We start from the raw sequence: 24,653 nt of genomic DNA, 5'->3' as shown, positions 1-24,653 counted from the left end.
AGAAACTATGACTCAAAAAGCCTACAACCTGTCCAAATTGCGTGTGCAAGATCCGGTTTTAACCAATCTTGCGTTGGGCTACCACAATCTTGATTTAATCGGCGAGCATTTAATGCCGGTGGTCGAAATTGATAAAGAAGCCGGCAAAATCCCGACTTTTGGTCGCCTTGCGTTCCGTTTAACTTCTACCGTGCGTGAATTGCGTGGTAAATCCAACCGCTTAGATCCGGAAGATATTGGTTCGATTGATGTGGCGTTGGACGAAAACGACGTGGAATTCCCGATTGATTACCGTGAAGAGAGCGAGGCCTTTTTCTCGTTACAGCATTTTGCGGTCAATACCACCCAAGATGTGATTGCGTTAGGGCGTGAGAAAAAAATCGCCGACCTTGCGCAAAATGAAGCCAATTATGAGACCGGCAACAAAGTGGTGTTGTCCGGTACCAGCAAATTCAGCGATAAAGGCTCCGATCCGTTTAAGGTGATCGGCAACGGCATTACCGCGATTAAGCGTGCCACAGGGCGCAAACCGAATGTCTGCGTGATTGCTGCCGATGTTTGGGCATTGCTGAAAGAACACCCTACGGTGCTGGATAAAATCAAAAACGTGCAGGTGGCACTGATTGACGAGACAACCTTTGCCAAGTTGATTAACGTGGAAAAAGTCGTGATTGGCGAAGCGGTGTATGAAGACACGGCAGACAATAACGCGATTAAAGATATTTGGACGGACAGCGTGATTTTAGCGTATGTGCCGCGCAGCTCCGGCGAGAAAAAAGGCTCTATTTACGAACCGTCTTACGGCTACACCGTGCGCCGTAAAGGGGGCTTGTTTGTCGATACCTATGACGAAAACGGCGGTAAGGTGCAGGTAGTGCGTACTACTGATATTCATCGCCCGCATTTAGTCGGTAAACCGGCAGGTTACCTGATTAAAGGCTGTATTTAATCCTATTACGGTGGGGCAAGCCCCACCCTACCAAATCCGACACGGAGAACCAGACAATGAAACACGAATTGATTATGGCGGTAGTCGCCAACTCAGCCATTTACCACAACGGCAAGCACTACAACATCGGTGATGAGATTGAAGTGACCGAAGCCGAATTTCACGAACTGGCGATCTACCTCGAGCCAAAAGACGAAGTCGTTAAAGCCCGTCAGAAAGCCCAAGCAGAAGCCGAAGAAAAAGCACAGGCGATGGCAGACGCTGCCAATGCAGAAAAACGTGCCTTAGAGCAAGCCTTGCGCGAAAGCCAAGAAGCCCACGCTCAAGCCGAAGCCTTGGCGACGGAAAACGGTTTACGTGCCGAAGAAGCACAAGCCCGTGTGGTTGAGTTGGAACAACAACTCGCAACGGCAGAAGCAGCACTGGCGGAAAAAGAAGAAGAGATTGCAAAAATCTCCGCCGAATTGACCGCTTGTAAGTCGGAGAAGTCCGGCAAAGGCAACAAAGCAAAACCGACAGAGAAGGCGGTTGAGGAGTAGTGATGTATCTCACCACCGAGGATTTAACTCAAGCCTTTAGCAAAACCACGCTCGTCCAGCTCAGTAATGATGAGCCACGAGCCACGGAGCCGAATGAGGTGGTATTGCAACAGGCGGTGCAATCTGCCTGTGAGCGGATTGATAGTGCATTGCGTAGTCGCTATCGCCTGCCGTTAAGTGAGGTGCCGACGGTTATCCACAATCACGGTCTGTATTTGGCGCGTTACTGGCTCTATGCCCGTCGCCCTGAAAAGGGGATGCCACAGGTGGTGAAAGAGACCTACGACCAAGCGATTAAAGAGCTGGAACAAATCGCCAAAGGCATGCTGCACTTGGGACTTGCCCCCAATCATCCGCCGGATGAAAAGCACGGCGACCTGTTGCCCGACCAAGGCGAATATCGGGTTAAAGCGGCTAAGCGTGTCGATACGGAGGGCTACTGATGTCGGCAACCCTCCCGATTTTAAACGCGGTTAAAGACCGTTTAAACGAGCTGTTTCCGGATTGGGTGGTGGAACTGATGCCGGACGAGCCCGAAGGCTACTACTTAAGCCACCCGAACGGCGCGATTTTGATTAGCTATGCAGGCTCAAAGTTTGGGGCGGTGCGCCCGACCGATGCCGTGATCCAAACCCGCACAGTGCATATTGTGCTGACGGTCATCAGCCGTCATCTACACAATGATTTTGGTGCAGTAGAGCTGCTCGACAGCCTGCGCCTTGCCATTGTCGGTTTTAGACCGCCGAATAGCCAAGGTTGTTATTTGGTCGATGAGCAGTTCGACGAGCACACCAGCGGTATTTGGATATACCAACTGGCAGCCGCCTGTGAAACCGTGCAAGTGGAACAACAAGCGGTCAAAAACAGCCCGAAATTTGCAAACCTTATCCCTCGTCAAGACGGGCAACCCTTAAGCCCGCAATTAAAACCTAAATAGGAGGAGCTATGTCTCAATTTCATCACGGCACGGAAACCAAGCGTATTAACGGCGGGTCTGTGCCGGTTTATACCGTCGATGGGGCGATTATCGGCATTGTCGGCACTGCCCCTATCGGTGCAGTCAATGAGCTGAAACTCTGTATGCTGAAAAAAGACTTTGCCCAATTCGGCAATGTGTTAGATAAAGGCTACAGTTTGCCGAACGCACTGGATATTTTAAGCCGCTATGCCGCAGGGCAAGTGTATGTTATCAACGTACTTGACCCAGCGCGCCACCGCACGGTGGTCAGCAGCGAAGTCTTGCGTGTGGATAAAGATACGCTGATGGCACAAACGGCAAATGCCGGTTTGTTGGAGTTATCTCTTAATAGTGACAGCGGTGTGTTAGTCAGCGGACGTGATTACACGGCAGATTTACTTAGCGGTGAAATCAAATTACACAGTGTGCAACAAAACCTCACAGCAAGTTATACCTTTGCCGACCCAAGCAAAGTCACCGAAGACGATGTGAAAGGCGGCATTGATACGGCAACAGGTAAGCGCACCGGTTTTGAGCTGTTGCGTGCCGGTTTTAACCTGTTTGGGAGCGATGCCAAAATTTTAATCTGCCCACAGTTTGACACCAGTGCAACCATGGCAACGGCGTTAGAGACCCTTGCAGGGCAGCTTAATGCGATTGCCTATGTGCAAGCTCCGAAAGGAACAACCCTTGCACAAGCACTTGCAGGTCGCGGCCCGGAAGGCACGATTAACTTTAAAACCTCCAGTGATCGGACACATTTATTCTTCCCACACGTGCTTGGCGAACGTAACAACCTTGAAAGTTTAGCCACCCACGCGGCAGGGCTACGAATGAAAACCGATGTGGAACACGGCTACTGGTTCTCGACTTCCAACCGTCAGCTAAAAGGGGTGATTGGGGTAGAAATTCCGCTGACGGCTCGGGTGGATGATATTCAGTCTGAAACCAACCGCTTAAATGCGGTGGGGATTACCACGGTGTTTAACAGCTACGGGACGGGCTTCCGCCTATGGGGCAACCGCTTGGCGTGTTTCCCAGCCGTGAGTCATATCAGCAACTTTGAAGTGGTGCAACGCACGGCGGACTTGATTGATGAAAGCATTCGTCGGGTGGAACTACAGTTTGTGGATTTACCGATTGATGATGCCTTACTGGATAGTTTGCTCGGTACGGTGGAAACCTATATGGGTACGCTGAAGTCGATTGTAGGCTTTGATGTCAGCCTTGATGCAGAAGCAGATTTAACCGATGCATTCAGTAAAGGCAATGTACCGATTGTGTATTCCTTCACGCCAAAACCACCGGCAGAACGCATTACCAACACTAGCGTGGTAACACGTAAATACTTGATCAACTTAAGCAGCCGAGGAGGTAAATAATGACCACTGCTGTAATTAACCAAGTTGCCAATGCCAATATCTACCTCAACGGCAATAATCACTTGGGGCGCGCTAAAACGGTAAAAACACCGGAATTTGAGGTGGAGTTTGTCGAACACGATAACCTTGGCTTAATCGGCAAAATCAAATTGCCGAATAAAGTCAATGCGCTTGAAGGCGAAATTACATGGGACGGTTTCTACCCCGAGGTGGCTGCTCTCGGCTACAATCCGTTTAAGAGCAACCAACTGATGGTGCGTGCCAATGTGCAAGCCTTTAACTCACTTGGTGTGGTGGCGGAAGTCCCGTTGGTTATCACGATGACCGTGGATTTTAACAAGTTCAACGTGGGCGAATATAAAAAAGAGCCGACGGAATACCCCATGGCTTATCAAGTGAAAAACATCAAGCAAGTGATTGACGGCAAAGAGGTGCTGTTCTACGACGCGTTCTCCAACCAATACCGCGTAGCAGGACAGGATATTTTACAAAAATTCCGTTCGAATATCGGTGGCTAAATCCTTAAACCAGTTTAAAAGCTGTTTTAGCTCTGAAAATTTAAACTCCATAGCGTTGATTAACCACAACCTATGGAGTTTTTATTATGTCTGAAAAATTAAATGATATTGCGATCTTTCGTAAAGTTACATTGGATTTCCCTATCAAAGACGGTCATAGCAACGATGTTACAGAGCTAAAAATACGTCGTGCTAAAGCAAAAGACTTGCGTACTGCCCAAAGCCAAAAAAATGAAGCTGACCAAGAGTTTTACTTGCTCGCTATTCTTACCGGATTGACGATAGAAGATATTGCCGAATTGGATATTGCAGACTATTCCAAGTTACAAGCCATTTTGAAAGAGATGCAAAAGGGAAAGTCAGCTTAGAGGAGCTAGATAAAGCACTTGCAGATCTGATGTGGTGGTATGGATGGCAACCGAGCGAAGTTGAAGAAATGACATTAGAAGAGATTGAGCGGTGGCTAAAACAGGCTCGTCGTCAAGTTGATGCTAAATACATAAAAGCCGCTATTTAGCGGCTTTTCATCTTCATTATTGAGCTTCTTTACGGAAGCTATCCCAAATTTTGTTTTGTATTTTACGTAATGTTAGGTTTTTTGCTTGTAAAAGTCTGGGTGGTTCTTGGTTTGTTTGAGCAGATTTCTTAGTCAATTTTACTAGGTAAAATAAGCTCATCATAATCCCTATGCCTACCATAAACATTCCAGCCATTTTCGGGAAAGTGACTAATCCGTACATGACAAAGCCAATCGCAATAAATGCAAGAACAATCGCTCCTACAATCAGAAAAACAGTATCAAAAAATTTCAACATAGTCTTTTCTCCTAACGACTTATCGGAACTATAAATTATGTCGTCAAATTTAGCAATATCTTTAGTTATTGGCGCTTCTATTGGTGGTGCAGTTAGTGCACTAAGAGGATTAAAAAATGAGTTAAATGTACTAAAAGATAACTCTTTATCTACTCAGGCAAAATTTGGTGCTTTGGGTGTAGGGGTTATTAAGGGTATTGGTGGCGCAATCTCAACTACAACAGCAATTGGCTCTTCCATTATGGGGCTTGCTCAGCCTGCAATGCAATTTGAAAGTGCGATGGCTGATGTGAAAAAGGTTGTGAATTTCGACACTCCAGCACAATTTAAAGAAATGGAAAAAGATATTCTTAAATTGACTCGTTCTATTCCTATGGCTGGAGAAGAGATTGCTGCAATTGTAGCAGCCGGTGGTCAAGCCGGTATCGCTCGTGAACATTTGTTGGGATATGCCGAAGATGCTGCAAAAATGGGGGTGGCATTTGATATGGCTGCGGGCGATGCAGGTACTGCAATGGCAACTATGGCTAATGTGCTTGGTAAACCAATTAAAGAGATGGCTAAGTTTGGTGATGCCATCAACTATCTTTCGGATAATGCTAATGCCAAAGCCTCTGATATCGTCAATGTTATTACCCGAGCCGGTTCAGATACCCGAATGCTAGGACTTACTGAAAATCAAGCTGCGGCATTAGGTTCAACATTTTTGTCTATGGGTAAAGCACCTGAGCTTGCTGCACAAGCAATGAAAGGTATGACGTCTGCTTTTGCTGAACTTAAAGCGGGTAAACATCAGGACGAATTAAAAGCCCTTGGATTTACCACTAAATCCTTTGCTTCTGCAATGAATAAAGATGCTCAAGGTGCTATTACAAGCTTTATTGAGAAAGTGAAAAAACTACCGAAAGATAAGCAATATCCATTATTAGCTAAAATGTTCGGTAAACAATATGCCGATGATGTGATGTTGCTTGCTCAAAATACGGGAGAATATAACCGACAGCTACAATTACTTCAAGAAACCGATGCTAAAGGCGAATTGAAATATTTGGGTTCAATGCAACGTGAGTTTGAAAGCCGTAGTGCAACAACTGAAAATAATTTACAGCTATTAAAAAACAGTTTTTCTGAGCTTGGTGTGACGATTGGTGCTAAGTTTTTACCACTTATTAATAATGTAGTAAATGATATTAAGCCTGTTATCTATTCAGTTATAGAGTGGATAGGAAGTAATGAAAAGTTAGTTAATCAAATTATACTAGTTGGTGCGGGTCTTGCAACTGCTTCTGTTGGTTTCTTCGCACTCAAAGCGCTTCTTTCCGGTCTCGCATTTGTTTCTTTTGGAGCCTATAAAGGCTTTGCTGCATTTTTTCGTATAGGCTGGGCATTAACTCGTATCTTAGGCTTGCTTGGTTTGAAGATTTTCGATTTAGGTATCTCATTAGCTAAGCTCTTTGTCCGAATAAATTTAGGTGTTTTGAAAGGCTTTGCCTTCATTTTGAAATCAGTATTTTCTGTTGCTGTGATGTTAGGGAAAGTATTGGGAGGTGTATTGCTAAAAGCAGTGCTTGGAATTGGCAAAGCCTTTTTATTCTTAGGTAAGGCAATGTTAGCAAGCCCTGTAGGCGTTTTAATCGGTATTGCTGCCGTTGCATTGCTCATTTATCAATACTGGGAGCCAATTAAAGGGTTCTTTCAGAATTTATGGGCAGGAATAAGACCGTACTTTGAAAGCTTTTTACAATTTGCTTCTACGCTTTGGGATGGTATTACTGGTATTTGGTCAGCAGTATGGGGCGGCGTAAGCTCGTGGTTTTCCGGCATTTGGGAGAATATAAAGAGCCTGTTTAGTGGTAATTTTTCTGCACTGGGAAACATTATTCTTGCATTTAATCCCTTAGCTTTATTCACCTCGATATTTACTTCCGTACTTAACTGGTTTGGTATTGATTTGCCTGCACAATTCAGCAATTTTGGACAAAATATTATCGATGGTCTTGTAAATGGTATCAGTAATGCTTGGACGGTAGCTAAAGAAAAAATTGGTGAATTAGGATCAAGTATTAAAGGTTGGTTTGCCGAGAAATTAGGTATCCACTCTCCGAGTCGTGTATTTAAAGGCTACGGTATAAATATTGTAGAGGGGCTTGCTATTGGTATGGACAACAAACAAAGCATAGCTGCTGAATCGACTAAATCTCTAGGCGACATGATGCAGTCCTCTATGCTAAAAAGTATTGAGCCACCTATACTTGCAACGCCAAGTTTTGTACCAGAGAAAAAATCATTCTTTGATGATATTTGGAATGATATTAAATTTGGTGCGAATGTGATTGGTAACCTTGTTGGGTTTAATCATAATCAAGATATTAGCCACCCAAGTTTTAACCCAAGTGTGCAAAATGATGGACTATTTGCCAACTATGAATCACTAAATAGAAGTAACGTTACACATAATGCAACAACTAATAACCAAGGTGGTATTGTAGTGCATTTTAGCCCCACTATTAACATTAATGGCACGGTTCCTGCTGATGTAAAAGAGCAACTCATGCTGGCGCTACAAAATCCGACCATGTTATATGAATTTGAACAGATGATGGCTCGTGTAGTAGATCAAAAACAACGGAGAACTTACTAATGGCAAATTACGCATTATTGGGAAATATTACTTTCGACCTACTCAATGCACCATCGGCATTTGACGAGCGTCGTCTAGCTAGCTTTGCAGAACACTCGGTGCTTGCAGGTAAGCCAAAGTTACAAGCAATGGGTTTGGAGCTAACCGAAATCACATTACAACTTAAATTACACCACAAGCTTGGTAATGTAGAACAACGTTATCAGTCTCTACTGACAGCGAAAGAGACGCAAGAAGCTTTAGCACTAGTACTGGGTTTCTCACAATTTAAAGGACATTTTGTGATTACTGAAATCAGTAGCGGTATTTTATTTTCAGACCTAGAAGGTAATGCCTTAGCTCGTGATGTATCAATCACATTACGTGAATTTGTTGGTGATTCAGGTCAAGGCTTATTGGGGGCTGCACTTTCAATTGGTGGCAACCTACCTCTGTCTTCGATCCTACCGAAGGGTTTAAGCGGTTTTGTAAGTAAAACCTCAGAGTTGGTTAATAAAGGCATTCGTGTTTATCGGCAGGTACGGCAGACGATTGGTGATGTACGCGATGCAGTATCGGTTATGCGAGCTTTAGCAAGCAACCCAAGCGAAGCCTTGGCACAGTTACCCAATGTACTCGTTAGTCTTGGATCATCACTCTCTGGACTTGGCGAGATGGTAGGATTGAGTAACAGCTTTTCAATGTTAACCCAAGGCTTAAATGCAGCACAGCCTTTTTTGCGTGGTTTGACCGAGCTTAATGAGGCTTTGAATACGGCTCAAACAGAATTTAAAAGAGGTTTAAATAGTAACGATTTAGGAGATTGGTTTGATTTTGGTGTAAAAGCTATTGAGTCAGCGGATGAGATTGTAGCCGCACAGGCAAAAAACAGTGCAGAACTCACTGCATGGATAGCTATTCGGGCCGATGAACCAAAACCACAGGAGACAACTAAATGGACAGTGTAATTCAGCATAATATTAAAGAGGGAGAGCGCTGGGATTTACTCGCTTATCGCTACTATAGTGATGTAGGTGAAATTAATCGTCTTATCAATGCCAATCCACATATTCCATTTTGTGAAGTATTGCCGATGGGAAAAATCTTATTTATACCGGTGATTGAAGTTAAGGCAACATCACAAGTTGACTTACCACCGTGGTTACAGGAGTAAGTTATGCAAGTTCAAACACCGACTTTTGAGTTATTCTACGGCAAAAAGCAAATTACCCACAATATCAAACCACACTTGATTTCACTAACTTACACGGACCATTTAAGTGATCAATCTGATGAATTGCAAGTAACTTTTGAGGATATTGAGCGTAAATGGATTAATACATGGTTCCCTACTCAGGGGGACGAATTAAAACCTCAATTGGGTTATTTAGGGGAAAACCTAGTTAGCTTAGGTGCATTTGAGATTGATGATATTGAGTGGAATTATGAAAAACAGTCAGGTTCTGTTGTGACTATTCGTGCATTAAGTACAGGAATTACACGTGCTAATAGGACTCTTAAACCAAAAGCTTACGAAAATACAACACTGGCAAATATAGTACGAAAAGTTGCCAAGAATCTTAAGTTAAATGTAACAGGAACTGTTGCCAATATTCCGATTAAACGGGTAACACAATATCAAGAGCGTGATGTAGAGTTCCTAACGAGGTTGGCTCACGAATATAGACATAGTTTTAAGATTGTTGGCAAAACCCTTGTATTTACTACTATGAAGAGCTTAGAAGAACGATCTCCTGTCGCTACATTAGATTTGGGTAATATTAAAAAATTACGCTTACGTGATCGTATTAAAGATACAGTAGAAAAAGTTGAAGTGCGTGGTATGGATGTGCAGGGAAAGAAAGCTCTGTCGGCTAAGAAAAAAAGTAAGCCCAAACGCCCACGTAAGAAACAAGCTAAAGCAAGCAATGCAGATACATTAAAAATTGTCACACGTGGTGAAAGTCAAGCTCAGATAGATGCTCGTGCAGATGCAGCTCTATCAGCACAAAATGATGATCAGCAAGCAGGCAACATTACAGTGATTGGTAATCCCAAACTTGTTGCAGGTAATACAGTTTTGCTAACTGGTCTGGGTATGTTTAGTGGTAAATATTTAATTAAATCAGCTCGGCATAATTATAGTCGTAATCAAGGTTACACCACCGATTTAGAGGTGAGAATGTTAGAATTTATTGAAGATTTTCCTTTTACAAGCGGTACGTTATAGGAGTTCTTTTGCAAATGAATACACATAACTTTAGCGCAACCTATCAAGAAGGGATTGTGAGCCAAATTGACCCAAAAACTCATCGAATTAAAGCGACAATTCCTGCTTTGGAAGATTTTGAGACAGCATGGTTACCGTTTTTTACGATTAATGCGGGCGGCAATCACTTTTATGGTTTACCCGACGTGGGCGAGTTAGTCGCAATGATTTTAGATGCACGAGGTGAAAGTGGCTACGTACTTGGTACGATTTACAATGAACAAGACCCTGTGCCTGTTGCAGATAGTGATATGTGGTTACATAAATTTAAAAATGGCACAGTGATTTCGCATGATCGTAAAACAGGTGATGTGGTCGTAAATACCAATGGTCATTTAACGGCAACTGCAAAAGGAGGTGCAACGATTAATGCAAACACAGTTGTGAATGGTACATTACACGCTACAGGCAAAATTACATCAGACGAGGAAGTATCAGCCCCTGTTGTGAAACAAGGCTCAGTTGAGCTTGGCACACATAAACACGGTGGTGGTCCGGAACCGAATAAGTAGTTTATTAAACTAGTTTAAAATCTAAATTCCTCACTAGCCGCTATTCTGCGGCTATGAATATAAATACTCCTCAATACACACACTGGCAAATTGCCCCAGATGGCGTGAAGACGATTCAAGGCGAAGATGACCTTCATCAATGCATTATCAATATCCTTTCAACGCGCAAAGGAACTGATGTGCTACGCCCTGATTTTGGTTCAGACCATTTCGAATATATTGACCAACCCTTTGATATTGCAGTGCCGAATATGGTGCGTGAAATTTTTGTCGCTATTGATAAGTGGGAAAAAAGGGTAATTGTGCAAGAAGTACAGATTAGCGGTACGGCACCGCACTTTTTCTTTAATGTGAAATGGTGTGTAGCTGATGATGTGGCTAAACAAATCTATTCAACGGAGTTCAATTATGGAAATCAGTAGCCGTTATGATATTACCGTAGTCCCCGAAGATGTAAAACAGATTGTCGCGGAAACTATTGCCAAATATGAGCAAGACACAGGTAAAGTGCTACAACCTGCTCATATTGAACGCTTGATTATTAATGTATATGCATTTCGTGAACTGTTAGTGCGTAAAGGAATTAACGAGGCATTTCGTCAAACTTTTCCTCAGACGGCAACGGGAATTGCATTGGATTTATGTGGGGGGCAAGTAGGTTGTGAACGTCTCGAAAATCAAGCTGCGCGCTGTATGTTGCGTTTTAGTGTAAATGGTTCTCATAGTGCGATTACAATTCCTGTAGGTACGGTTGTGCAAGCGACTGACTCGCTATCATTTAGTACGCTTTATGAAATGCAGATAAGGGCTACTGAGCAATTTGTTGATGTTGAAGCGGTTGCAAATGTGGTAGGTGAAATGGGTAATGGCTGGGAGGCTGGACGAGTTTCAAAACTTGTGTCAGTGTTAAATACTGATTCAGTTGTGACGGTGAGTAATCTTGATACTACTAGTGGAGGAATTGACACTGAAGATGACGATAACTACCGAAAACGTATCTTATTAGCACCTGAAGCTTTCACCACTTGTGGCACTGCAGGGGCTTACACTTACCACGCACTAAGTGTATCTCAGTTTATTGCGGATGTGGATATATCAACTCCTCAAGGTGGCACAGTACAAATTGCGGTGTTAACACGTAACGGTGCACCAAGTGAGTCAATTCTGCGTCAAGTACAAAGCTATGTAGCAGATCCTAAACGGCGTACTTTATGTGATACCGTACAAGTTATACCCGCACAAGAGATATCATACCAAATTAACGCCGAGTTAGACTTGTTAGAAACTGCACAAGAACAAGCAGTGTTAGCTAATGCAGAGCAAGCTTTGCGTACCTATTTATCAGCACGAACTCAAAAGCTGGGCTTAGATATTGTACCGTTAGATATTCAAGCAGCACTTAAGGTTGTAGGTGTGTATAACGTGCGTTTGCTACAGCCACCTCTGACCGAGGTCAATAATCAACAATGGGCTAACTGCCAAAAAATCACATTAAGCGTAAGTGAGACACGTAAATATGGCTAAGTTAGACTATCCGATTATCATCAATCAAGATCTGAAATATACCGCCTTAGCAAATTTAAGCTATAGTGTATCAAGGTTAGACTTGTCGTTAATTATGACAAATTTAGTAGATTTAGTCCTTGCAGAATACCTTGAGCTACTCGCAGAAAAATGGAGCGTAACAGGCTATGACGGCTGGTTACTAGCGGAAAGTGATGATGCAAAACGTAACTTAATTAAACGAGCCGTTGAGCTACACAGACATAAAGGCACACCTTGGGCAATGCGAGAAATTATTCGTCAGCTTGGATTTGGTGAAGTCGAGATTATCGAAGGCTTATTTGATAAACGCCACGATGGGTCATTTGTACGTGATGGCACTTATTTCCACGGTGACCGCTCAAAATGGGCTCATTACCGAGTAATTTTGCAAAAAGCGATTACTAATGACCAAGCGGATTTATTACGCAAAACATTACGAGTTTTTGCACCTGCTCGTTGTGTATTAGCGAGCCTTGATTATCGCACCGTAGCATTACGCCACAACGGTAAGGCATTACGTAATGGACAATATAACCGAGGCACAGCCTAAGCAGGAGGACATAAAGCTATGGCAAATTTAATTTTAACGCCTGAATGGGTTGATGGCATCTATCAACTTGAAACATCTGACCCGGTAATGGGTGGGCCTGATGGTATTGATAACCGTCAAGCTAAACAGCTGGGTAATCGTACCGCTTACCTAAAAGCGGAAGTCGAAAAACGAGCTCCAACACATAACCCGAACTTTACAGGCACACCTAAAGCTCCAACACCAGAACAGAGTGTCAATGACACAACATTGGCAACTACCGCATACGTTAAGGCTGCAATTGCTGCATTAGTCGGCTCGGCTCCTGCCGCATTAGACACTCTGGCAGAAATTGCAGTCGCATTAGGTAGTGACGGTAATCTAAAAAATACGTTATTGACAGAGTTGAGCAAAAAAGTAAATAAAGCCGGTGATACGATGACAGGACCGCTGACTATCGATCATATCTCGTCAATATTACTAGGTAAGCGCAACGGGGTTTTAAAGTATGGGGTGGGCTTAAGAAATACCACCAGTGATGATCTCGTGTTAGTGAGATATCGTAATGGAGTCCCAGATTGGAACTCTGACACATATCTTGAATTGTTGGAAGATAGAGTTACCTCAAATCGACCATTTTACGAGCGGGGCAATAAATTAAATAGCATATCGGTAATTAAAGGCGTAGTTGGTAACGGTTCTATCCTACCTCTTCCAAGCGGATACAATGAAAGTCAATGCCATTGGATTGTATCCATGAGTGAGGATGTTGCATTAGACCGAATTGAAAACACTAATACAGGATACACCAAAACAGAATGTTATGTAGGTGATAATCGTAGAGTTGTAGCAAGAGTATATAGTAAGGCAGGTGCAAATACTGATTCTGCCACCGGTAAAAAGTTTGATAATAGCCGTGCCAATTATCTGGTAATAGGAGTTAAGTAATGTATTACATTTTTGATGCTAAAGGCAATTTTTTAGCCAGCTCTAACTGTGAGCCAAATTTGGACGATTTGGAAAGTCGTGGTGAAACTGCTATAGAGAGCAATCAAGCCTATATTGAGCCTTTTTACGACGGGATAAAAATTGTTGATAAAGGCACTGCTCCAAGTAAATATCATACTTGGAACGGCACAAAATGGACCATCAGCCCAGAACAACAAGCGATCAAAAAAGCCGATGATATTGCAAAAGTGCGTGAGGCTATTAATGCCTTGCGTGATAGTAAAATCAATGGTGGCGTGTACGTTGATGCAGTTGGGAAATGGATTGATACCGATGCCACCGCTGAGCGTAATATCTTATCTGTCAAAGCAAGTTACGACTTATTTGGTGATATGGATATTGCGTGGACCTGTGCGGATAATTCAATTTTGATGATTAACAAAGATAAACTGATGTTAATTTGGCAAGCATTAATGGCAGCCAAGACAAGCAACCACGCTAATGCGTTGCGCCACAAAGCAGCGGTTGAGCAATCAAATGACCCGTTAGCCTACGATTATTCTGGTGGCTGGAGCAAAACCTATCAAGAGTTTTTAGGGGAGTAAATCAATGGATAAAGTCTATCTGGCACTCTATAAAGGAACTGGTCGCAGTCTATACGACCGATTAACGGATTGGCTTATTCGCAAAATCACTAAAGGGCAATATTCCCACTGTGAAATTGCAGTGCAGAAAAGTGAAATTAAAGACCATTACCACCGTGAAGAATGGTTTGAATGTTATTCATCAAGTCCTCGTGATAGTGGGGTGCGTCAAAAAGTGATTAACCTTAATGATGGTAAATGGGATTTGATTGAGCTGCCAAACCTTAAAGAGTCTGAGATTAAAGCCTATTTTGTAAAAACCAAGGGAAAATCTTACGACTGGCGAGGGATGTTTGGAATTGTATTTGGCATCAAACAAAAACAAGATAAATATTTCTGCTCTGAATGGTGCTTCAACCTGATTTCTGGCGAGGAACAAGGATGGAGGTTTAACCCTAACGATTTGGCTGTGATTATGACACTTAATAATTTGTAAAGATATTTCTCTATGTGCAATAAAAGCGAGATCTAATTATCTCGCTTTTTTCATCGCAATTATCTCGCTCGCTTTTAACTTTACCAGCCCTTTCAATCATTGATTTTAAATAGCCAATATCATCGTGGCTGAGCATATCAATCAAGCCCTCACGCAGCCACTCAATAATTTCGCTTTCGGCATCGTAGCCATATTTTTCATTATAGCGTTGGGTGGTAGAGAGGATTTCGCCCGGCTTGGCAGAATGCAAGAACAAGCGGGTGGTAAGGCCGGCATTTTTGTAAGCGATTAAATCCTCCTTCGCTACAAAATGATATTCACAGCAAACACTATCGGCATTCGAGCCAAGCACCGCTTGCAGCTGATTTTGATAACGGGCAAGGGTTACGACTTGGATTTTGGTTTGTGGTAATAAAGTTTTGACACGGTTGAGCAGCACGTGGTCGAAGCCAAGCAAAATCACGTTATCCACCGAGCCCGTCTCACGAAATAAATTGGCTAATACTTCAGCGCAACGAGCGTGGTTGCGGCGTTGTTTGAGTTCAACAACTAAACCCACACCATTTTCTACTGCCCATTTCAACACTTCTCTCAACTCAGGAATCGGGGTATTTTTAAACGCTTCGCCGAAATAGCAGCCAAAATCGTACTGTTTAAGCTCTGAGAGCGTCATCTGCTCCACATAGCCTGTTCCGTTTGAAGTGCGATCAATCGTGGTATCGTGAATCACCACAAACTGCTCGTCTGCGGTCATTACCGTGTCAATTTCTATCGTATGTAAGCCATTATCCAACACTGCCTGAAAAGCCGGCATCGTATTTTCGGGGAATTGGGTACAGTAGCCGCGATGCGGATTTGCTAAGATAATGCCGCGTTTGGCAGAGTGAAAGTCGAAAGTCATAGGAACCCCTTTTGATTTTAAAATTTAAATTCACAAGAGATTTTAGTCCTTTACACTAAATATGCAAGTAATTTGCAAATTTTTTGAGCAAAATGATCGCTTGTATTTAGGATGCAACAAGCTGCCCTCTACGTTCAATCATTAAACAGATGATAAATCGGCAGTAATGCCGTGCCAATAGCGGTCTGCTCTTTTTCCAGACGAGAGCTGCTTAGTAGCGGATGCGGTTTATTCGGATAAGCGGTAAAGCTGTCAGCGTGGCGGATGTATTCGATGATTTCACTGACGATTTCAGCTGGCAGCAAGCCGGTGATCACAATCACTTTCGGGTCAAGCCATGCCGTTGCCGAAGTCACTAAAAACAGTAGCTGCTGTTTTGCCTGTGTGAGCCAACTTTCCAACAACGGAGGACGTTGGCGGAGGAGCTGCGGTAAATCGGCCTCGGAAAAGCCGTGCTGCTGAAGTTGCAGTAAGAGATCCCGCCAGCTGGGACGGTTGCGTTGCTGCGGGAAGAACATTCCAATTTCACCGGCATTACCAAATCCGCCTGCCACTAACTGCCCTTGCGAAATAATCCCTGCTCCCACGCCAAAATCAGCACTGATCACCACCATATCTTCAATTTGATTCCACAGCCCCGAATAGTATTCGCCAATCGTAATCGCATTAATATTATTTTCTACCCACGCTTTTAAGCCGATTTCCGCCTCAAACACAGCCTGTAAATTCGGCCCTTGCTGCATCATCGGCAGCCACGCTGCCGAATAGGAGCCGTCATCCTGAATATAGCCCGGAATGGCATAACCCACACCGATCACTTGTGCTTCAGCGATGCCTTGCGCAGTAAGCGTGCTATAAATGCTCTGCTTGACTTGTGCTATCGTTGCCTCAAAATCATTTTCCGATTGGTAAGGCACAGTGTGCGAATAGACACATTTTCCGCTGAAATCCACTATCGCTAAATAGAACACATCTACCGAAAAAGTAATGCCTAATGCATAACAAGCGGCCGGATTTAAGGTGAGGTAGTAAGATGCCGTACCACGCTTACCTTCTATTTTATCGCCGTTTTTAATCAGCCCCAATTCAAAAAGTTGATCACAATATTGGGTAATCGCCCCCGGCGTTAAGCCGGAAAGTTGGCTAAGTTCGGCACGAGAGGGCGTATGTTGGCGAATTAGTTTGAGTAAAAGGCGGTGGCTGGCACGCAGTTGTTGGATCGGCGAATGGATTGTCATAGTATTCACGGTGTTCTTAGCAAAGAAAAAGGGGGGTACGCCCCCTTGGCATTTAGCTAAATTTTAACGCGAAATCACCTCTTTCGTAAATGCCGCTGTTTGGGCTTTTGACCAAAGATGCGAGAAAGAATGTACGCCTTGCTCGCCGGAGGCTTTGTCTAACGGGCGTGAACCGAGTTCTGCCGCCAATTTATCTTGGGTTGGGCGGGAAGCCATCCAGTTAATAAAGACCAGTGAAGCGGCCGGATTTGGGGCATTTTTTGCCACCGCCAGCACGTTACCGCCACCCGGCATACCGAATTGCGGCACATAGAATTTCAGGCGTGGTGTAATCGCCCCCTGTTTTTGCAGGCTGAACAGGTGATCCTGCCACGCCGCCACAATATCCAACTCGCCGTCATTCAAACGGGTTAGGCTATCGGCGTTAGACGACGTGCGGGTTAAATTTGCTTTATTATCCACAAACCATTGCCACGTTTTCTCCCATTTGGCGATCTGCTCCGGCGTTGGCTCGGTGTTGCGGTAGTCATATTCGCCGCTGATATTGACGGACGCACGCTGAATAAACGCCCCGCCCGAACCACCGCCGTTTGGATCCGAGTAACCGAATTTTTTCGGATTGGCTTTGATGTAAACCTCTAAATCCTGCCAGCTTTGCGGCAGTTTGTCTTCGCTGATTTTAAGCGGATCGTAGGCAAAGCCGGTCTGATTTCCCCAGAAACCGACCGCATAATTTCCGAAATCTACCCCTTGTAGGCTGTGGTTTAAAGTCGGAAATTCCGGCATTTGGTTGATTTCCGCCAATGCACCGGCTTTCACAATCGATGGCAATTTTTCAGCACCGAACGCCACCACGTCCATTTTGCCTTTGGCTTGGTTCTGCTCGGCAAACAGCTTGTTGATATTGCCGTCAAGCGTGCCTTCCGGAATTTTCACCTTAATGCCGTACTCTTGTTCAAACTGCTTCACAAAGGTACGGAATTGCGGTTGCAAATACCAGATACTCACGGTCACGTTGCCCTCTTTTTTCGCTTGTGCTTCAATCTCACTCCACGATTTGCCGGCAAGCTCGTTGGCATAAGACGTGGAAAAAGCGACAGTCGCAAGGCTTGCTAGGGCCAGTTTGGTTAAGGTTTTCATAGAGTTTCTCCTCTGTTGGTTTGGTAAATTTTTGGCGGAATAACACCGCTTGTCAGTGAATGCCACGCTGTAAGGCGGCATTGAAAGCTTACTGCCCGTCCCACGCGTTTAACGAGTTAGCACGGATTTGCATTTTGCCGTTGGCATCGGCTTTACGGTAATCCTTGCCAAGTGCGCCCTCCCAATCCCCGTAGGTCGGGTTCGGCAGCACGATAAAGCGGCGGCCAAATTCGGCTTGCTGCTCGGCCACCACCGCTTTACGTTCGGCATTCGATTTTCCATAGAACTGATCGCCGAAATCGTTAAGGTTATCGCCGATAAACAGCACAATCTCATAGCCCTTCTCGGTAATTTGAGCAAAGCGTGCGGCTTTGGCGGATTTATCCTGTTTGAGCAGCAAGCTCAGATCGTCCACACCGCTGAAACCGAGCTGCACCAGATTGTCTGCCGTTGCCTGTTTAGACTCCTTCTCGCTGCGGTTGGAGACATAAAACACCTTACCGCCGTGGCGGTTCACATAGTTGTTGAACTCCACCGCACCGGCAATGGCTGTAGCTTGTCGGGCGTGTGTCCAACGCACCCAATCCGCCGAGCTGTGCGGTTTACCTTGAGCTATCTGCCAACCGGCGTAGGCACTGTTGTCGATCATCGTTTCATCGAGATCGACCACCACCGCTTTTTTCTTGCCCTTTTTCACTTTGGCCTGATCAAACGCCTGCTTTGCACTGTTAAATGCTTGATAGGCAAGTGCGTCATACTCGCCCGACTGCTGCACCCAGTTCACCGCCAGCATTGTCTGTTGCTGTAATTGGGCATTTGCCTCTGCCGTGTAATCAATAGCCGTTTGCGTATGACTGCAAGCGGTCAATGAGACAGCAAATAATGCCATAAGTAATGTGTTGCGTTTTTTCATCGGATAATCTCCTCTGTGGGTTTGGTAAATTTTTGGCGGAATGGTACCGCTTGTTGATGTTAATTCTGCAAAGCCCCCTTCGGGTTCGCTACGCTCACTCACTTCCCCCACAAGCGGGGGCAGAATGTGTCAAGCATCATCTTTGCCAAATCATCCCTTGCCGTTCGACTGCGATAAATAGTTCCCTTTCAGCAATTTCTCGATCAACATCATCAGCAAGATGTTCGGCACAAGTAAAATCAGCGAAACTACTGCCGCATTCGGGCGGATAAACGAGTAGCCTAAGAAAGAGTAGAGAATGGTCGGTACGGTGATGAAATCCGGCGAGCCGATCACAAACGAAATCGAAAACTCCTCGATACTTTTCACTAGGCAGAAAATAATCGCCGCTAAAAAGCTCGGTTTGAGCATCGGCAGATAGGCATCTTTGAAAGTGGTAAGCTTGCTTGCGCCCAAATCACGGCTGGCATCAATCAGATCTTGCGGCACAGAAGCAAAACCTGCCGAGAGAATGCGGATCGCATAAGGCAACGTCATTACCGTATGACCGATCACAATCCCGACAAACGGGCTGCCGATGTTTAAATCCAGCAGCATTCGGCTGAAAAACAGGGCGATAATCATCCCCGGGATCACCAGCGGAATGAGGGTGAGCAGCTCGGCAATCCGCTTGCCACGAAACTCCATCCGCCCGAAAGCGTAAGCGGTCGGAATCGCCAATAAAATCGCAATCGCCGCCACCGTTGGGGCAATGGTGTAACTGTTTAACATCGCCTCCGGCAGCGAGGTGTTCTGCCACACGCTGATCCAGCGTTCAAAGGAGAGCGACTGCGGGAACATATCGGGGTACGCCCACGGGTGGTCAGGATCAACAAACGACCACAACCCTGCCATTAAAAACGGAATAAATAGCCAAATCGCATTACCGAAGATAAACAAACCGAGTGCAATTCGCCCAATCAGCTTGCCGTTTTTGGTTTGTACACTCATTTGATCTCTCCTTTTTTGGTTGCAAGCGGTTTAATCAGCAGCGAAATCAGCACGGTGGCAACTGCTGAGGTGGCCATGATCGTCAGTGCCATCACCGCACTTTGGTTCCACTCTTCAAACTGATAGGCGGTCATCTGCATCAGTTTTGCCAGAGAGTAGGTATCCCGTGGGCCAGCGATGCTGTAAAAGGCAAAGTCGCCGAGTGCACCGATAAAAATCAGGATAAACGACACCTGCACCGCACCTAAACTGAGTGGGAAAATCACATAGCGGAAACGCTGCCACGCATTAGAGCCGAGGTTGGCGGCGGCATCGAGCAGATCGGTACGGATACCGTTAATCGCCCCACCCACCAAAATCAACGCAAACGGAATGTTTTTCCACATCTGCAAAATAATCACGCCCCAGCCGTACTCATCATTTTGCAGGGTTTTAGGTTCGTCCCAAATACCGAGCCAAACGAAGGCTTCGTTCAAAATGCCGTGATAGGAGATCATATTGATGAACAAAAACGCCGCCACCAAACCCGGCACGAGCATTGGTGCACGCAAAATCGTCACAATGGCAATTTTGCCTTTCATCGGTTTACTCAGCCAAATCGCAATCGGGTAAGCGGCAATAATGGAGAGCAACGCCCCAAATAGGGCAACTTTCACCGAGTAGAGGTAGGCTTTGTGAAATACGCTGTCATTCAGCACTTTCTGCCAATGGGCAAGGGTAAACAGGCTCTCTTCGCCGCCCATATTGTAAAGCCCCAAACTTTGTGCCACGACAATGTAGAAGGTTGACCCCATCAACACCACAATCGTGCCGACACCTGAGGCGAGCAGCAGCCACGCTTTTAAATCATTTCTCAGGCTTTTCATTGCACCGCCTCCAAGAAACAAATCGCTTGCGGATCAATGCTGAAGGTGAGCGTGCCGTCTGCATTGAGTTGTGGGAATTTAGTCAGTTGCAGCCGCACCATTTGCTGTTGCCCGCCGTTACTCACCACGCCCTGCACTTCGGTAAGATTGCCCATAAAGGCAGTGTGGGCGACTTTCACGGTAATTTTGTTCGGTTTGTCGCTATCACTACTCACCAATTCCGCATTTTCAGGTCGGAAGCAGAGATAGACCCGCTCGGCTTGGGGAGCTGCGTCCGATTGAATTTCAAACTCGCCAAATACCGATTTTGCAAAATATTTACCGTTTCCGACCGCTTGTACGCTCGCTTCGGCGATGTTGGTAATGCCGATAAAATCCGCCACAAAGCGGTTGATCGGGCGGTGGTAAATCTCCTGTGGCGAGCCGATCTGCTCAATCCGTCCTTTATTCAGCACGATGATTTTATCCGACATCGCCAAAGCTTCGGCTTGGTCGTGGGTCACATAAATACTGGTGAGATTGTGCTGTTTGGAGAGCTGTTTGATCTCAAACCGCACACTTTCACGCAATTTTGTATCGAGATTGGAGAGCGGCTCATCGAACAAAATCACATCGGGGCGAGTCACCATCGCCCGTGCCAACGCCACCCGTTGCTGCTGGCCGCCCGAAAGCTGGCTCGGCAGTTTCAAGCGGTGGATTTCTAAGTCCATTTGACGAATGGCGACATCAAGGCGGGCTTTCTGCTCATCAACCGCAATGTTGCGTTGCTTTAAGCCGTAGCAGATATTGTGCGACACATTCAGATGCGGAAAGAGAGCGTAAGACTGAAAGCACATCGCCGTGTTGCGTTTTTCCGGCGGAATGAAATTGACATTCTTACCGCCAATCAGAATTTCGCCCTCATCGGCAACGTGGAAACCGGCTATCAGTTTAAGAAGTGAAGTCTTCCCACACCCTGACGGCCCGAGCAGGGTGACAAACTCACCCTCCTCAGCGGTAAATGAAATATTGTTCGCTGCGTAAAAATCGCCGAATTTCTTGGTGATATTTTTGATTTCAAGTTTTGCCATTGCTCAACCCTCTTGTCTGTTTTGTGTAAAATTATCCTACTCCACCTTCTCGTCTCACGCCATTAGAATTTAATAAATAAACTCAAAATTTCTCAAAACTGTGATCTACTGCACAAAACGAGACACTGCGAATTGTGTTTACAAAATTTTTGGCTATTCTGATCGCTTGTGATCCACCATCAAGAGGAGTCTATTATGGCTATTCAACTCTCCCGCCGTAGTTTGTTGCTCGGCATCAGTGGTGCGGCCGCCCTTGCGGTTGCACCGAAAATCGCTTCTGCTCAAGGCTTTAACGTGAAAGGGGCATTTGCCGAACCGAAGCCGGCAAAACGCACCTATAAGCACTATTTCGCTTTTGATCACGGCATTTATGCGGCCAATATCACCAAAAATGCCAAGCTCAAAATGGGCGAAGTGAAGAAAGACAGCCACAACCCGATGTTCATTGACGGCTTATTTGAAAACCCACCGAAAGCGTGGGAGCCTCGCATTGATAACGGCTACCCGAACGTGATTTTGGACGAACACGGCGTGTACCACTGCTACTACACCCTCTTTACCAAACACCCGACCCAAAGCACGCCTCGTGCCGAGCGTGCGAAGACCGAATACCCAACCAAAGGGGAGCGTAAAGTCGGGCTGGCCTATGCCCGATCCAAAGATGGGATTGTGTGGGAAAAACCGAATTTGGGCATTGTCGAGTTTGAGGGTAGCAAAGAGAATAACTTGCTGATGTTGGATGTGGCAGGTACGGGCGTGCTGTATGAGCCGAACGAGGCCGATCCACAAAAACGGTTTAAGCTGATTACACGTAAAGAAGAGAATAAAAAGCTGGCGGTTGCCTTTTCGCAAGACGGCTTGCATTTTTCACCGCTTGTCGAGTGGCCGGAAAACAACACCAAATTTGGGGCGGATTGCCACAACTCGGTATTCCGTGACAGCCGGACTAATCAATATATTTTAACCACCCGCCTGTGGGCAAATAACCTGCGTGTGGTGGCACAATCGAGAAGCGATGATTTCATCACTTGGTCGCCGTTTGAGGAAATCTTGCGTGGCAACGGCTATGAAGATCAGGTCTATTCAATGACGGTGTTTGAGTACAACGACATCTATTTCGGTTTTGCCTCAGTATATAAACAAGACGACATCGGCGAGATCGATTTCGACACCCACACATTGCAACTCTATTGGAGTACCAATCTCACTGAATGGAACCGTGCTGTGCCGGAAAATAATGTGTTAATTCCGTTCGGCGCAGGGCGGGAAAAATTCTTAGGCGGTGAGTTTGACAGTGCCTCTCAATTTGCTTCAGCAATGACGGCGGGCACTGATCGTATTTACTACACCGGCAGTCGTGGCCGCCACCGCAACTGGCGTGAAACCGGCCTAGGCTTGGCGTATGTGGACCGTAATAAATTTGTCGGCTTAGTCGCCCGCCACAGCGGAAAGCCGATGGAGTTTGGCATCAATCCGCTTAAATTCCACGGTGAAAAACTGGAAATTTGGGCCGACATTGCCGAAGGCGGTAAATTGGCGATCAGTATTCAGGGTAAAGAGGGCTTCGAAGCAGACAAATGCCCAATGGAAAAACAGCCGAACGGAGCCTATTTGGTTTCGTGGACGGGCAAATCGCTGGTGGAAGCAAGCACAGACGAAAAACTCGGCATCAACATTCGCATTACCGCCGAAAATGCAACTTTCTGGGGCTTTAGCGGTGAGTTTGAAATGGATGAGCGGCGTTATTGGCGAGCATAAGGCTTATACCCAATAAAATCCCACATTCAAAGTGGGATTTTTAAAAATATTATCTTTTTCCTCACAATCCTTTAAAGAAGGATTCATGTTTTCTCTACCTCCAGTAAAGCCCATCTTCAATAAAATACGGAGCTGCTCGCTCATAAATGATTTTCATAAGCTTGCAAGGTGTTTTGCATCAACATTGCCACCGTCATAGGGCCTACGCCCCCTGGCACAGGAGTAATAAACGAGGCTTTTTGTGATGCCACAGCATACTCGACATCACCTTTTAATTTGCCATCTACTGTACGGTTAATACCAACATCAATTACAATCGCCCCATCTTTAATCCAATTGCCAGGAATAAATTCAGGCTTGCCAACTGCTACCACCAAAATATCGGCTTGGCGAATATGGCTCTCCAGATCTTTGGTAAAACGATGGGTGACCGTAACTGTACAGCCGCCAAGCAATAATTCCAATGCCATTGGACGCCCCACTATATTCGAAGCCCCAACAATGACAGCATGTTGGCCATATAAATCTACACCTGTTGTTTCAAGTAATTTCATCACACCGTATGGGGTACAAGAACGCAGGGTTGGAATACGCTGAGCCAAACGCCCAACATTATAAGGGTGGAAACCATCTACATCTTTATGTGGCACAATTGCATCAATTACTTTGGTGGAATCAATTTGTTTTGGAAGTGGTAATTGCACCAAAATGCCATCAACACTCTCATCTTGATTTAACTGTTCAATCAAAGCCAATAATTCTGATTCTGTTATCTCTACCGATAAATCATAAGATTTTGATTCAATGCCGATTTCTGCACAACTTTTACGTTTACTCCCTACATAAACTTGAGAAGCCGGATCTTCCCCCACAAGAATAACCGCAAGCCCCGGCTTACGCTTGCCTTGCTGAACATATTGAGCGATTTTTTCACTTATATTAAGTTTAATTTGCGATGCAATAGCACTACCGGAAATAATTTGTGCAGACATTTTTCTTCCCCCAATAATCAATTTTAAGAAAACGTTTGCTATTTTCTCAAAAAATTAACATTTTGATAAGCTAAATTTGAATAGCGGATAAACTTCCACCATTTAAGCATTGTTTGATAAA

Annotated in this window: 30 protein-coding genes; 20 read left to right on the top strand and 10 right to left on the bottom strand. The window is 45.0% G+C overall.

Annotated elements, in window-relative coordinates:
- The first annotated feature begins 7 nt into the window (after positions 1–7).
- The 8 genes from A4G16_RS02650 to A4G16_RS02615 all read left to right on the top strand — a co-directional run bounded on the left by A4G16_RS02650 (position 8) and on the right by A4G16_RS02615 (position 4,863).
- Complete coding sequence (locus tag A4G16_RS02650; protein ID WP_165888582.1) at positions 8–949, top strand: inorganic pyrophosphatase; 942 nt, start codon at positions 8–10, stop codon at positions 947–949.
- A 56-nt stretch (positions 950–1,005) separates the two neighbouring features.
- Positions 1,006–1,488 carry a hypothetical protein gene (locus A4G16_RS02645; protein WP_165888581.1) on the top strand — a complete coding sequence of 161 codons (483 nt, stop codon included), beginning with the start codon at positions 1,006–1,008 and terminating at the stop codon, positions 1,486–1,488.
- A 2-nt stretch (positions 1,489–1,490) separates the two neighbouring features.
- The gene (locus A4G16_RS02640) at positions 1,491–1,931 is read left to right on the top strand and encodes a gp436 family protein (protein WP_165888580.1); all 441 of its coding nucleotides are present in this window, start codon (positions 1,491–1,493) and stop codon (positions 1,929–1,931) included.
- Complete coding sequence (locus A4G16_RS02635) at positions 1,931–2,425, top strand: Gp37 family protein (protein ID WP_165888579.1); 495 nt, start codon at positions 1,931–1,933, stop codon at positions 2,423–2,425. Before A4G16_RS02640 ends, A4G16_RS02635 begins: the two co-directional genes overlap by 1 nt.
- 8 nt (positions 2,426–2,433) lie before the next feature.
- A complete protein-coding gene (locus tag A4G16_RS02630) occupies positions 2,434–3,828 on the top strand; it encodes a phage tail sheath family protein (RefSeq protein WP_165888578.1) in 1,395 nt (464 codons plus the stop codon).
- The gene (locus tag A4G16_RS02625; RefSeq protein ID WP_042802615.1) at positions 3,828–4,346 is read left to right on the top strand and encodes a phage major tail tube protein; all 519 of its coding nucleotides are present in this window, start codon (positions 3,828–3,830) and stop codon (positions 4,344–4,346) included. Before A4G16_RS02630 ends, A4G16_RS02625 begins: the two co-directional genes overlap by 1 nt.
- 86 nt (positions 4,347–4,432) lie before the next feature.
- On the top strand, positions 4,433–4,714 hold the full coding sequence (locus A4G16_RS02620; RefSeq protein ID WP_165888577.1) for a phage tail assembly protein: 282 nt from the start codon (positions 4,433–4,435) through the stop codon (positions 4,712–4,714).
- A 29-nt stretch (positions 4,715–4,743) separates the two neighbouring features.
- Positions 4,744–4,863 (top strand): GpE family phage tail protein, encoded by a 120-nt coding sequence (locus A4G16_RS02615; RefSeq protein WP_181966262.1) that lies wholly within the window; start codon positions 4,744–4,746, stop codon positions 4,861–4,863.
- A 16-nt stretch (positions 4,864–4,879) separates the two neighbouring features.
- Here the strand turns inward: A4G16_RS02615 and A4G16_RS02610 are convergent, their stop codons facing one another.
- The gene (locus A4G16_RS02610; protein WP_042802621.1) at positions 4,880–5,161 is read right to left on the bottom strand and encodes a hypothetical protein; all 282 of its coding nucleotides are present in this window, start codon (positions 5,159–5,161) and stop codon (positions 4,880–4,882) included.
- Positions 5,162–5,198: 37 nt separating this feature from the next.
- Between A4G16_RS02610 and A4G16_RS02605 the strand changes: the two genes are divergently transcribed.
- The 11 genes from A4G16_RS02605 to A4G16_RS02555 are packed head-to-tail and all read left to right on the top strand — an operon-like array spanning position 5,199 to position 14,664.
- The gene (locus A4G16_RS02605; protein ID WP_165888576.1) at positions 5,199–7,802 is read left to right on the top strand and encodes a phage tail tape measure protein; all 2,604 of its coding nucleotides are present in this window, start codon (positions 5,199–5,201) and stop codon (positions 7,800–7,802) included.
- Positions 7,802–8,749: a phage tail protein gene (locus A4G16_RS02600; protein WP_042802623.1), complete on the top strand. Its 948-nt coding sequence runs from the start codon at positions 7,802–7,804 to the stop codon at positions 8,747–8,749. The genes A4G16_RS02605 and A4G16_RS02600 overlap by 1 nt, the downstream gene beginning before the upstream one ends.
- Complete coding sequence (locus tag A4G16_RS02595) at positions 8,737–8,955, top strand: tail protein X (protein WP_042802625.1); 219 nt, start codon at positions 8,737–8,739, stop codon at positions 8,953–8,955. The genes A4G16_RS02600 and A4G16_RS02595 overlap by 13 nt, the downstream gene beginning before the upstream one ends.
- A 3-nt stretch (positions 8,956–8,958) precedes the next feature.
- Positions 8,959–10,011, top strand: coding sequence for a phage late control D family protein (locus tag A4G16_RS02590; RefSeq protein WP_165888575.1), 1,053 nt, complete (start codon positions 8,959–8,961; stop codon positions 10,009–10,011).
- Positions 10,012–10,025: 14 nt separating this feature from the next.
- Entirely contained in the window at positions 10,026–10,562 is a 537-nt protein-coding gene (locus A4G16_RS02585) for a phage baseplate assembly protein V (protein ID WP_042802629.1), read from the top strand.
- A 53-nt stretch (positions 10,563–10,615) separates the two neighbouring features.
- Complete coding sequence (locus A4G16_RS02580) at positions 10,616–10,984, top strand: GPW/gp25 family protein (protein ID WP_117471603.1); 369 nt, start codon at positions 10,616–10,618, stop codon at positions 10,982–10,984.
- Positions 10,971–12,086: a baseplate assembly protein gene (locus A4G16_RS02575; RefSeq protein ID WP_165888574.1), complete on the top strand. Its 1,116-nt coding sequence runs from the start codon at positions 10,971–10,973 to the stop codon at positions 12,084–12,086. Before A4G16_RS02580 ends, A4G16_RS02575 begins: the two co-directional genes overlap by 14 nt.
- Complete coding sequence (locus A4G16_RS02570; RefSeq protein ID WP_165888573.1) at positions 12,079–12,657, top strand: phage tail protein; 579 nt, start codon at positions 12,079–12,081, stop codon at positions 12,655–12,657. The genes A4G16_RS02575 and A4G16_RS02570 overlap by 8 nt, the downstream gene beginning before the upstream one ends.
- Before the next feature lie 18 nt (positions 12,658–12,675).
- The gene (locus A4G16_RS10890; protein WP_207951340.1) at positions 12,676–13,584 is read left to right on the top strand and encodes a hypothetical protein; all 909 of its coding nucleotides are present in this window, start codon (positions 12,676–12,678) and stop codon (positions 13,582–13,584) included.
- Positions 13,584–14,189 carry a DUF4376 domain-containing protein gene (locus tag A4G16_RS02560; protein WP_165888572.1) on the top strand — a complete coding sequence of 202 codons (606 nt, stop codon included), beginning with the start codon at positions 13,584–13,586 and terminating at the stop codon, positions 14,187–14,189. The genes A4G16_RS10890 and A4G16_RS02560 overlap by 1 nt, the downstream gene beginning before the upstream one ends.
- A gap of 4 nt (positions 14,190–14,193) precedes the next feature.
- Positions 14,194–14,664 (top strand): enoyl-CoA hydratase, encoded by a 471-nt coding sequence (locus A4G16_RS02555; protein WP_165888571.1) that lies wholly within the window; start codon positions 14,194–14,196, stop codon positions 14,662–14,664.
- Positions 14,665–14,674: 10 nt separating this feature from the next.
- Here the strand turns inward: A4G16_RS02555 and A4G16_RS02550 are convergent, their stop codons facing one another.
- The 7 genes from A4G16_RS02550 to A4G16_RS02520 form a co-directional block, all read right to left on the bottom strand.
- A complete protein-coding gene (locus A4G16_RS02550) occupies positions 14,675–15,565 on the bottom strand; it encodes a glycerophosphodiester phosphodiesterase (RefSeq protein WP_165888570.1) in 891 nt (296 codons plus the stop codon).
- 134 nt (positions 15,566–15,699) lie between these two features.
- On the bottom strand, positions 15,700–16,803 hold the full coding sequence (locus A4G16_RS02545; RefSeq protein ID WP_165888569.1) for an ROK family protein: 1,104 nt from the start codon (positions 16,801–16,803) through the stop codon (positions 15,700–15,702).
- Positions 16,804–16,866: 63 nt separating this feature from the next.
- Positions 16,867–17,943, bottom strand: coding sequence for an extracellular solute-binding protein (locus tag A4G16_RS02540; protein WP_165888568.1), 1,077 nt, complete (start codon positions 17,941–17,943; stop codon positions 16,867–16,869).
- A gap of 88 nt (positions 17,944–18,031) precedes the next feature.
- On the bottom strand, positions 18,032–18,856 hold the full coding sequence (locus tag A4G16_RS02535) for a 5'-nucleotidase, lipoprotein e(P4) family (protein ID WP_165888567.1): 825 nt from the start codon (positions 18,854–18,856) through the stop codon (positions 18,032–18,034).
- A gap of 150 nt (positions 18,857–19,006) precedes the next feature.
- Complete coding sequence (locus tag A4G16_RS02530) at positions 19,007–19,846, bottom strand: ABC transporter permease (RefSeq protein WP_165888566.1); 840 nt, start codon at positions 19,844–19,846, stop codon at positions 19,007–19,009.
- Positions 19,843–20,712 carry an ABC transporter permease gene (locus A4G16_RS02525; RefSeq protein ID WP_165888565.1) on the bottom strand — a complete coding sequence of 290 codons (870 nt, stop codon included), beginning with the start codon at positions 20,710–20,712 and terminating at the stop codon, positions 19,843–19,845. Before A4G16_RS02525 ends, A4G16_RS02530 begins: the two co-directional genes overlap by 4 nt.
- Entirely contained in the window at positions 20,709–21,782 is a 1,074-nt protein-coding gene (locus A4G16_RS02520) for an ABC transporter ATP-binding protein (protein ID WP_165888564.1), read from the bottom strand. Before A4G16_RS02520 ends, A4G16_RS02525 begins: the two co-directional genes overlap by 4 nt.
- 195 nt (positions 21,783–21,977) lie before the next feature.
- On the opposite strand from A4G16_RS02520, the gene A4G16_RS02515 reads away from it, so the two are divergent.
- A complete protein-coding gene (locus tag A4G16_RS02515; RefSeq protein ID WP_165888563.1) occupies positions 21,978–23,540 on the top strand; it encodes a hypothetical protein in 1,563 nt (520 codons plus the stop codon).
- A gap of 3 nt (positions 23,541–23,543) precedes the next feature.
- Here A4G16_RS02515 and A4G16_RS02510 read toward each other — a convergent pair whose 3' ends face one another.
- Both A4G16_RS02510 and folD read right to left on the bottom strand, forming a co-directional pair.
- Complete coding sequence (locus A4G16_RS02510) at positions 23,544–23,684, bottom strand: hypothetical protein (RefSeq protein ID WP_165888562.1); 141 nt, start codon at positions 23,682–23,684, stop codon at positions 23,544–23,546.
- Positions 23,681–24,532 carry a bifunctional methylenetetrahydrofolate dehydrogenase/methenyltetrahydrofolate cyclohydrolase FolD gene (gene folD, locus A4G16_RS02505; protein ID WP_165888561.1) on the bottom strand — a complete coding sequence of 284 codons (852 nt, stop codon included), beginning with the start codon at positions 24,530–24,532 and terminating at the stop codon, positions 23,681–23,683. Before folD ends, A4G16_RS02510 begins: the two co-directional genes overlap by 4 nt.
- Positions 24,533–24,653 lie beyond the last annotated feature (121 nt).

The sequence above is a fragment of the Mannheimia granulomatis genome (genome assembly GCF_011455695.1).
In the GTDB taxonomy this organism is placed as follows: Bacteria; Pseudomonadota; Gammaproteobacteria; order Enterobacterales; family Pasteurellaceae; genus Mannheimia; species Mannheimia granulomatis_A.
The sequence above is the reverse complement of the archived record's forward strand: the minus strand, read 5'-3'. Positions and strand labels throughout refer to the sequence as shown.